We start from the raw sequence: 12715 nt of genomic DNA on the forward strand, positions 1-12715 counted from the left end.
AACAAGTGCTACCAAGGTATAAGCAAAAATAATCATTGCTCTGATCCGCTCAAACTTGACTTAAAGGCGATCGCCCGAGAATCCAGTTGAATAAAGTATTTATCTTTCTGGTTTCCCTTACTTGATAACTACAAGCTCATCCTCGCTGTTTCCGCCTAAAATGACATCTTTCTACGGTATTAGCTCTGTCAGCTAAAAAATGTTCCTTTAGTTACAAATATTAATATCTGAAGGCGATTTATCTAGTTATCAAAAGTTAAATTAATTTTCATAAACAGCGATCGATAAGTTTTAGTTACTTTAGCTACAATTTTGATTTCATTCAGGGGTTCGGAGAGATAAAGGTACGTAGTTGGGCTTGGGCCCTCTTGAGACGTATAGATAAAGAGGGCCCAAGCCCAACTACGTACCTAATTTTTATGATGACAATAAAACCACCCTGTAGGGTGCGCGCGGAACTCGTGACAACATTCGAGTTACGATTTAACTCTTAAGAACGATGGCGACAGATTGGCAAAATTGTAAAAATGAATACTAATCACAGTTATAAGTTCTGCGTAAAAGGTATTCATGGCCGCTGCAATTGAATTCAAACTCTTCGCTCCCAACAACAAAGCAGCTACAGTGCTCGGCTCTTTTTCTAAATGGGAAGAAATTCCCTTAGAAAAAGATGATAGAGGTTATTTCCACACTAAAATTCAGCTCGCAGGCGGTATTTATCAATATAAGTTCCGAGTGCAGTCGCAGAGTCCTTGTTTTGAAACCGACGAATGGGTAAAAGTTAATGACCCCTACGCTACTGAGATTGACAGCACTGCTCATATTTTAAACGCGCTAAATTGGCAGCAGTTTTGCTAGTCACAGCAGTAGGAATACCGATGCTGTGGATGGGCGAAGAGTTCGGACAATCCACTCGCCAAACCCCCAACCAGCCGAATAAATTGCAATGGTCTTTGTTGAACAATCAGCAGAATCATGATTTGTTGGAATACTACAAACACCTGATTCGATTGCGGACAAATGTTCCGGCACTTTACACCGAAAACATTGAATTTATCCACCAAAATGCCGAAGCTAAAGTGCTCGCTTACTATCGCTGGAACGATGATGGTTCGCGAATAGTAGTGGTGGCCAATTTTTCGGACACTTATCTATCTGATTACTGTATTCCTAACTTTCCCGATACCGGAAATTGGCACGAGTGGATGTACAACAAAATTGTAGGAGTTGGGGAAGAAGACTTTAAGTTTGATTTGCCGGAATGGTCGGCTCATGTATTTCTTTGAGATGAGAAAAATTTATGTCCCCAGGCAGAGGTTTGGTGAAGTTGTAGAAGATTAAATTGTATTTATGACTGGCACATACAACTCGATCGACCGGGTTTTTATACCGAGCCTGATGGCCATAACAACTCGGTGTATGCGTCCTGAATGGCGATCGCAATTCCTGGTATTGAGCATAAGAATTGTACGGCGCCGTGCCAAATGTCAATTAACAAAAATATTGTGAGAGGGTAACTTCTATGGGCTGGCTAAAAAGACTGTTTGGTTTAGAAAAACTGGAAAATCAAGAAAATGTGGAAGCTCCTGCTTACCAAGCACCTGTAGCTCCATCTCAAGCTCAAGTTCAAACTCAACCTGCTGCGGCTGCGACTAAAACAATCCCGCCGGAACGCATGGGATTGAATGGAGAATACGATCAAAGCGGTTTAGCTAAACGGGTGGCTCAGGCTTTCGATGCAAATCCTGATGTGGCGGACATTGAGACTGTTTATGTTGCTCAACACGGTACTACGGTGGTTCTCAAAGGTACAGTTCCCAGTCAGGAAATTGTAACCAAGTTGGTGACAATTGCTAAAAGCATTAATGGTGCAACTGGGGTGGAAACCAATCAAGTTACTGTTGGCTAGGGGAGCATCTCAGTTTGGCATTTATAGTGCTGTCCCCGCTCGCGAGTTGTAGAATACGCGAGCGGGGACAGCACTATAATAAAAAAAATGCTTTTTGCAAAACTGAGATGCTCCCGTTGGCTAGGGCGACGGTTGTTGGGAACAGTTAACGGTTAACAAGTTAACTGTTAACGATTAAGTATTTTTTTGAGCGATCTTGCTGTACATAAAAAATATGACCGGGGAAAATTTAGTACCTACTCGCGGCACATTAGAACGGAGTCTTGGGCAAGGGATTCAAGCTTTGTACCGATCTGTACTCGGACACCAAACGAGTCAGGCGCTCTGCAATCTTTTGGATAACAAATTAATCATTGTAATCGAAAATGCGATTACTCAACCAGAAAAACTGCTGGCTCAGAACGGTCAGCAAGATTTGGCTTCCCAGGTGCGATCGCAATTAGAGTCAGTTCTGGAATTGCCACTGAAAGACTTAATCAAAGAAGTTTTGGGTGTGGGAGTGATCGATCTCCTCAGCGATGCCACTTTGGAGACCGGTCGCGCCGGAACGATCGCAATTTTGGAGTCTGCACCTCAAGTTCGCGATGCTACTTCTAAGTCTAAAACTCAACCAGAAGTGGCTGATGGTTGAGGTGGTGGCGGATAATTAGTTCTAAATCCTTGATGTTGAAAGGTTTAGAAAGATATGCAACGCAGCCTGCTTCGAGAATCCGATCCCGGTCTTCTGTTTTTGCTAGTGCTGTGACGGCCACGATCGGAATATGTCTGAGATCCGGGTTTTCTCTGATCCGCTTTACTAATTCTATACCGTCTATATCGGGCAGACAAATATCGAGTACGATTAAGTCGGGAGAGCGCGAGACTGCTGTCAAAAGAGCACTGTACCCGTCCATGGCTCCTACGCACTCGCAGCCGAATAAATCGAGTATTTGCGTCAGCAGCTCTAAGTTATCGTGATTGTCGTCTACAGCCAATACGAGAGGACGCTTGTCAACCGCCAGGTGACCCATATTTAAAGAAGATTCCAAATGCTGATTCCACGTAGGGTAGTTCATAAATCCAGATCGAAAAACGATCGTAAAAGTTGTACCCGAGGCATTCTTCAAGTGGCGCTCGGGCACTTGAAACAGATTGGCTCGTATTTGTAGCTCTCAGATGGCCAGTCTTCGGTCTAACCAGATTGTACAATATGGCTGCGAGTTCTGGCAAAGACTGCACCAGTCGATCGCTCCCACAGTATCTCCATAATTTTACCGATCCCCGGGCAAATTGCCAACTTACGCCCTAAGGTTGCGTCAGCTTTGACAACAAGAGGCGATTACTAGGAAAAAGCTTGCTAATAAACTATCCTAGCTTAATTTTTGCTTTGAAGAGTGGCCGCAGTTTTTGAGAATTCCCTCAACATTACACTACTGATATCCTCCGTGTATCTACCTAAAGAAAGATTAGATGAGGCACATAAATTTAACAACTTCCACCTGCTGAGAGATACTTATTTCTCCGGTTTAGATTTCAATGTTTTTAAGTAGTAATTATCGCTAATTAAACCCGTAAAAATATCATTTTTTACTGACTGTTTACCAGATATTAACCTAGGAGATGTTGATGACAATTGCAATCAGAGACGACTTAACTTACCAGAAAGAATTGGTTGAAAGCCCGCCCGCGCGATTTGATGACAACAGAAGCCAGCGATCGCGTGGAAGCCGAACTGCACAAAGAAGTTTTACCTACGGACGACAAAACCCTCCAAACAGAAATAGCTGACCTCTGGAAAGATACGAATCCGCTGGTACGATTGCTAAGCCGGGTGCGTGAGCCTTTGCGCGGGCCTGCACCTTTGGGCATCGATTCCAATTTGTTTGTACGGAGGGTCGAACTAGAAGGCTCACTTCCTTCGGGAGTAAAATCGGAAACTGCGATCGCGGGTGTATTTTCGGCAACGAAGGATGAGTTGTCCCAGGAGCGAATTCAGGAAATAGCGAGCTTTTTGCCGGAGAGAATTCGGGAAATTTGGGAGTCGGCTTAACGGGATATTTCCCAGTATAAATACTGAGCAACCGGTTTACTCTTCCAGCATTCTGCACTCTCAGTCAGAAGCTTGTGCGATCGACCCGCTTTCTAGATTGGTTTGATCGTTCGGACTTTAGTCCGCATCAAAGTCTGTTGAGAAACCCAGTTAGGATCGCAAATTAAATAATTTACACATATTTGTGGGATGGGCGTCCCGCCCGTCTAGAAAGGACGGGCGGGACGCCCATCCCACAAGAACAATAAAAACTGTAAGTTATTTAATTTTCATTCCTTAGTACCCAAAATTTGTAGAAAAACCCAAAATATTCCTAAAAACTGGGTTTCTGGCTCTCTGGTTGCGTAAATCCCACAGACTGAGCGAAAGTGTTGTAGTCTATAGTTCAGGACGAGTTAACAAGGTGGCTCGCAAAAATGCTGTCAATTGCCCTGGAGATTAAAAGGGATGGCCCGCAGAAGAGTTAGACAAACGTCAAGAGCGAATTTAAAACAAGAGATTTTACTCAATCGAATTACCAATCGCATCCGCAACTCTTTAGAACTGCAAGAGATTTTGACGACAACGGCGCGAGAAATCCGCAGCTTTTTAGGAAGCGATCGGGTAAAAGTTTATCGCTTTGATGCAGACGGTAGCGGCGAGGTGATTGCCGAGGCCATCAACGGCGAAAATGTGCCATCTCTGCTGGGTTTGCGCTTTCCTGCGGGGGACATTCCGCCTAGTGCGCGCGAAATGTTTGTCAAAGCGCGGCAGCGAGTGATTGTAGATGTGGGATTGCAGCATAAAATAATTAATCGCTTAGATTGTCCCGAAACCGGCCAAACTTTAGCGGTTGAAGATATTCGCTATTGTCCTGTAGACCCCTGTCACGCAGAATATCTGGAGGCTATGGGGGTGCGTTCTTCTCTGACGGTGCCGATCGTACATCAAAATCAACTTTGGGGGCTGCTGGCCTGTCACCACAGTCAACCCAAACGGTTTAGCGATCGAGAATTGAACATGGTACAGTTGCTTGTGGATCAGCTTTCAATTGCGATCGCCCAATCTTTTCTCCTCACTCAAGCCCGACAGCAAGCGCGCGACGAAGCCGTTGTCAACCAAATTAGCAGTTTGCTGCACTCTCCTCTGGAACTAAACGAAATTCGGCAAGCAGTTCTCGAACAAAGTGTCAAGCATTTGGACGGTTCGGGAGGACGCTTGTACATTGCCGCCGAATTTGGCGATCGGCCGGCTAAACTTTATACCTGCGGGCAGCAGCCTCCAGACACCAATCTCGAACTCACCGAGTTTTGGCAGCAGATCATGGGGTGGGCCAACCAAGACGAGCAACCAAAAACTGCCGACAGTACCAGCCAATTAGGCATTTATCAAAATCTATATTCCGAGCATTACAGTTCAATTGATACAAATATTTCTAATTTAATCGTCCCGCACTTGTACGCGATTTCCGATATTGCTCAAGAACCTCAAGTCAAATCTTTATCTGCAAATTTTCTCGAAGCTGACATTCGGTCATTTTTGGCAGTACCGCTGCAATACCGCCAACAGTGCATCGGCTGTCTCACCATTTTTCGCGCAGCCGTAGAAACCGAAATTTTGTGGGCTGGCCGTTGCAGTTCCGACGCCCGGAGCGATCGACCCCGACAGTCCTTTGCAGCTTGGAAAGAAATCAAAACCGGCGAAGCTCAAAAATGGAGCAGCGAGGAACAGAAGCTAGCAAAATCATTAGGAACTCACCTGTACATGGCTGCCATGCAGAGGCGCGTCGAGGCAATGATGCGACATCAAGCTTCTCACGACCCATTAACAGGTTTAGCGAATAGATTGCTGTTTAATGAAAGGCTGTCTTTAGCTTTAGCTAACGCTCACCAGAATGCAGAAATGTTGGCGGTGATATTTCTAGACTTAGACAGATTTAAAAATGTTAACGATACTCTCGGCCACCCAGTGGGCGACCAGTTGCTGCAAGGTGTATCTCGGCGTTTGACTAACTGTTTGCGCCTCGGGGATTCGATCGCCCGTTGGGGCGGCGATGAATTTACTTTGCTGCTGTACAATATCAACAGCCCCGAGGACGCAACTAAGGTTTGCCAGCGAATAATCCAGAGTTTAAGCACTCCTTTTGATTTTGACGGTCGGGAACTTTATACTAAGGCTAGTTTGGGAATTGCTTTGGCTCCTTATGACGGAGAAGATGCAGAAACCTTACTGAAAAATGCTGATGCTGCGATGTACAAAGCTAAACAGAAAGGTCGGAACAATTATCATTTTTACACGCGGGCGATCGGCAATCAAGTCTCTGAAGAACTCAATTTAGAAAATCAGCTTTACAAAGCTTTGAAACAATCAGAGTTTGTGCTGCACTATCAACCGCAAATCAACTTAAATACTTGCCAAATAGTCGGCATGGAAGCTCTGATTCGCTGGGAGCATCCCGAACGCGGTTTGATTCCTCCCGATCGATTTATTCCCTTAGCTGAGGAAACAGGATTAATCTGCCAAATTGACGAATGGGTACTGCGGACAGCTTGCTTGCAAAATCGAGAGTGGCAGTTATTGGGATTGCCGCCAGTACGGGTAGCTGTGAATTTATCAGGTCGTCAGTTTCTACAAGCTAACACGGTAGAAACCATTGCTAAAATCTTGTCAGAAACCGAGTTAAATCCCGAGTATTTAGAAATAGAAATTACCGAGACAGTTGCCATGACAGATGTAAATTTTACGGTGTCGGTATTGCAGGAGTTGCAGCAAATGGGAATTCAAATTTCTCTGGACGATTTTGGCACAGGTTATTCTTCGCTGTGGTCTCTGAAAAACTTCCCACTGAATAATTTAAAAATAGATAAATCCTTCGTGGCAGATTTGCTCAACGGCAACAGCGGTGCTACGATTGTGAAAGTGGCGATCGCCCTGGGACAGGGCCTGAATTTACAGGTGATTGCTGAGGGAGTGGAAACAGCAGAACAGTTGGCATTTTTGCAATCGCTTCAATGCGATATGGGTCAGGGTTACTTCTTTAGCAAACCCATACCGGCGGCGGCCGCAACCCAATTGTATCTAGAAAATCAACTGAGTAAAATATGTAGTTTAGATTCACAATGAGAAATACTGCTATGGTGCGTGTAAAAAATAAAATTCCTCGCAAGTAACCCTAAATAAAGGTACGTTGTTGCGCTTGGGCGCTCTTTCATATATATAATCAGAGGGCTGAAGCCCAACAACGTACCTAAACGCTCTTTCATATATATAATCAGAGGGCCCAAGCCCAACAACCTACCTAACAGATTACTGCCAAACAAACACTTTGGCTTCGTATTCCGGCAAGTCAATCGTAATATTGTCATCGCCAGATTCCACATCATAATTGCCCGTCCATTCGTGCCACGTTCCGTTTGCTGGGAAGTGGGGAACGCTGTAACCCGCTAGATAATTTTCCGACAGATTCGCAACTACTACAACTCTCGAACCTTCATCGTTCCAGCGAGTGTAAGCAAACACTTTCGAGTCGGGATCTTCGTGGAAAAAGTCGATGTTTTCGGTGTAAAGTGCTTGGTTGTTTTTGCGGAGGTGAATCAAGCCTTTGTAGTATTCCCACAAACCTTTATTCATGTCATTTCCCAGCAGCGTCCAGTCAATTTTTGCTTGCTCGATCGTTTTGGCTTTGTATTCGCCAAATTCTTCGCCCATCCAAATCAGCGGTACGCCAACTGCTGTCATTAACAATACAGAACCCAACTTCGCCCGCTTGAATGCTGGTTCATCCAAAATCCCGCGATCGCCCAATTCTGAGAATACGCGATCGTGATCGTGATTGCTCAGATAATTCACTACATTGGTAGCACCCAAGAAGCCTTGCCGCTTGCAGTCGATCGCATCTTTGAGCCGTTCTAAATCAAAGGTATCGCCGCAGATATGTTCGACTATGCAGTGATAGAAACTGTCGTGCCAGCAGCCGTCCATCGGGCCGTCTATATTGGTGATGCTGGGAGTTTCGGGAATGTATTCGGCAACGGTGTAAAAGGGTTTTGGGCCAGCAGCATTTTTGGCTTCTTGAACTATCCAGTGCATGAAATCGTAGTTGGCAATTTGTCGGGCTGCGTCGAAACGAATGCCGTCGAGATGGTATTCTTGAATCCAATAGCGGACTGTATCGCCGATGAATTTGCGCGCCGGGTAAGTTCCTAAGTTTTCGTCGTAAAATTCGTAGTTGAATTCTGGGCCCCAATTGTTGTCTGGATCGCGGGGGGCGTGGTGGTACCAATAATCGTGATCGATTTGGGTGAGGGGGCTGGATGATTCGGAGTGGTTGTAAATCCCGTCGATGATGACGCGAATCCCGCGCCCGTGACACTCGTCTATCAGGTTTTTGAGTTGTTCGGTGGTGCCGTAGCTGGACTCCGCAGCGAAGAAGTAGCGCGGGTTGTAGCCCCAACTGTAGTCGCCTGGGTATTCTTTGAGGGGCATGAGTTCGATCGCGTTAACGCCGAGTTCGACTAGATAATCGAGTTTTTCGACGACGTGCTCGTACTTGCCGCGGGCGAGGGGATCGGCTTCGCCACCGGAAAAGTCGGCAACGTGCATTTCGTAGATTACTAATTCTCGATCGGCTGGTAGCGGTTTGTCATCGTGCTGCCACACGTAGGTATCCACGATGCGATCGCCATCTTTGATTCTGATCGCGCCGTTTTGAGTGGGATCGTCGATATCAGTCGCGCAGGGATCTACCACATCTACCCACTGATCTGCCTCCAGAAACCAGCTTTTGGACTGCACGCGAAATTTGTATTGATAAACGCCATCCTCCAACTCAACTCGCGTGCGGAAATAACCTTCTTCGTCCTTTGCCATCGGAATTTCTTCCCAATTAGAAAAAGACCCCATCAAGGCAGCTCCTTTGTTGTAGGGAGCAAATAACTGAAATTCAATTGGAGCGCTCATAATGCCTCTTTTTAAGATTTTTCAGTAGCAGTAGATAGTTTTAATCTCGCAAATTGAAGCGAACTCTGGCATCACTCTGCGGATATAATTTATGTAAGTGCTTAACTATTCCTAAAAGTATGAGTATCTGGCCGAGCCTACGCATTTTATGAAGTGACATCGCGCCATACCGACAGTGCGATCGGAATTTTATCAGAAGGAAGAAGGAAGAAGGAAGAAGAAGAAATAAGGAAGAAAACCAATGGTTTGAGCAATTAAGAACGTTCTAAACGTCCGGTGCGGTTGTTATATATAACTTTACCTTGATCAAGTATAAGTATTAATAATCTGAGAAGTATTTGGCATCTATCTTAAGGTAGATTTACACAGAAAAAGATGATCTTCAATATCTGCACAAGGATAGATGCGGACTTAAATATAGCTTTTAAAACATCAGATTATTCGGCTGGCGATTCTGAGATTTAAGCCTATATCTTCGGCAGTAAAGTGCGCCGAATAATACCCTATACAAGCGCCAACAATTAGTCGGTCGGCGCGCAGTACGCATCCTAAAATTAATGCGTAAGGTGCGCGGGCGCACCCTACTTTTAACTTGCTTTTGCCTGCTGGTGAGGCTTTATCCAACCAAGCCAGAACGCAGGGCGAGAACGGCCGCCTGAGTGCGATCGTCAGCGCACAGCTTGTTCAGAATATTGCGGACATGAGTCTTGACTGTACCGACAGTAATGTACAGCTTTTCGGCGATAGCAGCATTGCTGTAACCCTGCACGATCAGTTCCAAAACTTCTAACTCCCGCTCGGTTAAAGGGTAAGTTTCAATGATGTGACTGAACTCGGGTTCGGCAGCCTTAATTGTGACTCTTTTGCCCTCAGGCTTCGGCTCTTCTGGAGCAGACTCCTTAGTGCGAGCTTGTTTCAGCACGATGCGAGCGATCGCCGGATCGATCCAAGAGTTACCTTCATGGGTTACTTTTACTACGTCCAACAACTGGTCGAAGCTGATATCTTTCATGCAGTAAGAGTCAGCTCCGGCGGCAAAAGCTGCCAGAACTTCTTCTTCGTTGTCTTGAAAAGTCAGAATCAAAACTTTGGTATCGGGATCGGAGTCGGCTGCTATCGATTTTTTGAATTTTTGTGTCAGTTCAATGCCGTCAAAATCTGGCAAGCCAATGTCTACAATTGCCACGTCAGGTTTGGTAGACTGAAGCAGTTTCAATCCGTCTGTAGCGTTAGCTGCATCCCCGACAACTTCTATGGTGTCACGCTGTTGTAAAGCTGTGCGGATGCCGACTCTTGTCAGGTCGTGGTCTTCTATTAAAGCAACGCGAATTTTACTCATCTTTCTTCCAATAGTCCGCTAAACTTTTAAAATATCGTCAAGTGACTCAGCCAAACTGAGTAAATTTGAGAATGTGTCCTGATTTAGGGTTTGACAGCCCGCACATCTTTTTCCAGCATACTCATGCAGCCGCCAAGATTGCAAGTAAATTTTTAAATTATTTTGCGGCGCGGGGAAAGCGCGATCGGGACAGGTAAGCTCTCAATGTTTAAACAGTGTAACTGAATTATCCCATTGTCCGCCCCTTGATAGAGGTAAAGATATCACTACCGAGATAGATTTAAAGTATAAAAACTTTTGATGCACATTGGCCGTCAAAATTAATAAAGCTAGCAGCACGAGTCTTGAGCCGGTGTTAGGGCTCAAGTTGAATGCTTATTTATAAAACCAGTTATGACTCACTATCACGCCAATAACTCTTTTCGCTCGGACTTTTCCGACGCGGAAATACTATACAAGGTATCAGAAATAACAGCCCCCCAACACCTAGTTTGCGACGGCGAAACTCTGAACGATCGCCTGTGGTCGGCAATTCCTCATATAGTTTGGAAAGCAAATGCCAGCGGCTGGGCGACTTATTTAGGCGAGCGCTGGGAGGAGTACACGGGGGTACCAGTAGCAGCAGCATTGGGTTTCGGCTATCTGGCGCAGGTTCACCCAGAAGACTGCGCTCGTCTGTTGGCGCGATCGCGCCCGGATGCTGGGCCGCCCCAAAGTTACGAAATACAATTTCGTCTCCGGGCGCAAGAGGGCACTTACCGCTGGAACTTGGCCAGAGGATCGCCCGCCAACCCTGACAGTCATGATGTTTTGGAGTGGGTGGGAACTTACACAGATATGGAGGCGATCGCACAAACTCAAGGCTCGCTCGCAGCAGAAGCAGAAATTTGGCGCCGCCAAGCGTGTCCGGAAGTTAACTTCACAGGCAAAAATTTGGGCAAAATAGACGCAGGGAGTGATTTGCAGGCGATCGAGCGGTTTACAAATTTGTTGAGCCAGCGCAACGGTAACTTGTGCGAGTTGTTGCAAGCGATCGCAGACGCGACTGTGGAGGCGATCGCCGGAGCTGAATTTTGCCTGGTTGCGCTCCCGGAGTGGGATTCCAGCGGCCTCAAACTCAGCGCTGTCGGGGGCGCGGCCAACTTTTCTGCGGGCAGAACCCCGCAGATACAAGACAAGCTTCTGCTGAAAGCGTTTGCGACGGGAGAGTCTCAACTGTGGCGCTCAGAGTCGGGCCCAGGAGTGCCGGCGGCGGCCTGTGCTGCGGCGATCGAGTCGCGGGAAACCGGGCGTTTGGGCGTTTTGGCGATCGGTAATGTCCAAGACAGGACGGCTATTGACAGCGGATCTGTGCAACTGCTGGCGGTGATGGGAAGACAAGCTGCGATCGCGATTAACAGCGCGCGGGCGATCGAAAAATTAAAAAAGCAGGAACAACTTTTAGACTTGCAAAACGAGCTGCTAATTCGCCAACAGGAAGAACTGGAAAATCAGGGGCGGCGCATTCAACAGCAAAAATTGCAACTGCTAGAAGCAGCAAAGTTAAAATCGCAATTTTTGGCCACCATGTCCCACGAATTGCTAACTCCCATGAATGCGATTATCGGCTTTTCCCAATTGCTGCTGCGCCAGCACAAACAACTGCTGAGCGCGCAGCAAATAGATATGGTGGGGCGAATTTTAAATAACGGCAAAAACCTGCTAGTCCTGCTCGACGATATCCTCGACCTCTCCAAAATCGAGAGCGGTCGCACCGAATTAGAAATTGAAGAATTTGATTTAGCGCATTTAGTAATGGATGTGGCTCTGGAATTCGGAAATCAAGCTACCGAAAAGAATGTGGCAATGTCCGTCTGCGTGGGCTTGCAGGATCGGTGTATCGTTAATGACAAGTTGCGGCTGCGGCAAGTTTTGGTGAATCTGATTTCCAACGCGGTTAAATTCACTCATCAGGGCTGCATTTACATTGAGGTAGGGGAATTAGAGGGCGATCGGCTAATTATCACCGTTCGGGATACAGGAATCGGCATTTCCGAAACAGATCTGCCCCACATTTTCGACAAATTCCATCAAGCCGACCAAAGCACAACCCGCCCATATCCAGGCACTGGTTTAGGACTAGCGATTAGTGCCTCGTTAGTCAAGATAATGAACAGCACAATTACGGTCGAAAGTCAACTAGAAAAAGGTTCGAGATTTGCGATCGAAATCCCGCGAAAAATTAACCCCAAAAAGTCAATTGCTGACTGCAAACATTTTTGATATTGATAGCAGAAGCAAGTTCGGCAACCGATTTTGGAACGGATGTAACGGATTTAACGAAGGTCATATCGAATATCGAATATCGAATTATCGAATCCGGTAGCATCGGAATTATTAGTAGCCGAAATGAGGAGACGGCAGTGCCGTTTCCCTACCGCTATTAATTGTGGGGAAACGGCACTGCCGTCTCCTCTGCAATTCCGGTGTAACCGGAATTGATATCAGTAGGGTGTGCACC

11 protein-coding genes are annotated in these 12715 nt (G+C 46.2%); 8 read left to right on the forward strand and 3 right to left on the reverse strand.

Annotated elements, in window-relative coordinates; translation table 11 throughout:
- Positions 1-570 precede the first annotated feature (570 nt).
- From JGK14_RS01585 to JGK14_RS01600, 4 genes are all read left to right on the forward strand, one after another.
- Positions 571-858, forward strand: a complete 288-nt coding sequence (locus JGK14_RS01585; RefSeq protein ID WP_293176296.1) for a glycogen-binding domain-containing protein — start codon at positions 571-573, stop codon at positions 856-858.
- Positions 840-1286, forward strand: coding sequence for an alpha amylase C-terminal domain-containing protein (locus tag JGK14_RS01590; protein WP_293176294.1), 447 nt, complete (start codon positions 840-842; stop codon positions 1284-1286). The genes JGK14_RS01585 and JGK14_RS01590 overlap by 19 nt, the downstream gene beginning before the upstream one ends.
- Positions 1287-1522: 236 nt before the next feature.
- Positions 1523-1909 (forward strand): BON domain-containing protein, encoded by a 387-nt coding sequence (locus JGK14_RS01595; protein WP_293176292.1) that lies wholly within the window; start codon positions 1523-1525, stop codon positions 1907-1909.
- 214 nt (positions 1910-2123) lie between these two features.
- On the forward strand, positions 2124-2540 hold the full coding sequence (locus tag JGK14_RS01600; protein ID WP_293176290.1) for a DUF2294 domain-containing protein: 417 nt from the start codon (positions 2124-2126) through the stop codon (positions 2538-2540).
- On the opposite strand, the gene JGK14_RS01605 is transcribed toward JGK14_RS01600, so the two are convergent.
- Positions 2509-2964, reverse strand: a complete 456-nt coding sequence (locus JGK14_RS01605; protein WP_293216208.1) for a response regulator — start codon at positions 2962-2964, stop codon at positions 2509-2511. The two genes, JGK14_RS01600 and JGK14_RS01605, sit on opposite strands and share 32 nt — an antisense overlap.
- Before the next feature lie 596 nt (positions 2965-3560).
- On the opposite strand from JGK14_RS01605, the gene JGK14_RS01610 reads away from it, so the two are divergent.
- Together JGK14_RS01610 and JGK14_RS01615 are read left to right on the forward strand one after the other, a co-directional pair.
- Complete coding sequence (locus JGK14_RS01610) at positions 3561-3938, forward strand: DUF2267 domain-containing protein (protein ID WP_293176286.1); 378 nt, start codon at positions 3561-3563, stop codon at positions 3936-3938.
- A 447-nt stretch (positions 3939-4385) separates the two neighbouring features.
- Entirely contained in the window at positions 4386-7040 is a 2655-nt protein-coding gene (locus JGK14_RS01615) for an EAL domain-containing protein (RefSeq protein ID WP_293230268.1), read from the forward strand.
- A gap of 183 nt (positions 7041-7223) precedes the next feature.
- Here JGK14_RS01615 and JGK14_RS01620 read toward each other — a convergent pair whose 3' ends face one another.
- Both JGK14_RS01620 and JGK14_RS01625 read right to left on the reverse strand, forming a co-directional pair.
- On the reverse strand, positions 7224-8876 hold the full coding sequence (locus JGK14_RS01620) for an alpha-amylase family glycosyl hydrolase (RefSeq protein WP_293176280.1): 1653 nt from the start codon (positions 8874-8876) through the stop codon (positions 7224-7226).
- Positions 8877-9492: 616 nt separating this feature from the next.
- Entirely contained in the window at positions 9493-10215 is a 723-nt protein-coding gene (locus tag JGK14_RS01625) for a response regulator (protein WP_293149645.1), read from the reverse strand.
- Positions 10216-10608: 393 nt separating this feature from the next.
- On the opposite strand from JGK14_RS01625, the gene JGK14_RS01630 reads away from it, so the two are divergent.
- Both JGK14_RS01630 and JGK14_RS01635 read left to right on the forward strand, forming a co-directional pair.
- On the forward strand, positions 10609-12477 hold the full coding sequence (locus JGK14_RS01630) for a PAS domain-containing hybrid sensor histidine kinase/response regulator (RefSeq protein WP_293216212.1): 1869 nt from the start codon (positions 10609-10611) through the stop codon (positions 12475-12477).
- Positions 12474-12641 carry a hypothetical protein gene (locus tag JGK14_RS01635; protein WP_293176276.1) on the forward strand — a complete coding sequence of 56 codons (168 nt, stop codon included), beginning with the start codon at positions 12474-12476 and terminating at the stop codon, positions 12639-12641. Before JGK14_RS01630 ends, JGK14_RS01635 begins: the two co-directional genes overlap by 4 nt.
- Positions 12642-12715 lie beyond the last annotated feature (74 nt).

Origin of the sequence: Microcoleus sp. PH2017_28_MFU_U_A (assembly GCF_020738035.1) — a bacterium.
Lineage (GTDB): Bacteria > Cyanobacteriota > Cyanobacteriia > Cyanobacteriales > Microcoleaceae > Microcoleus.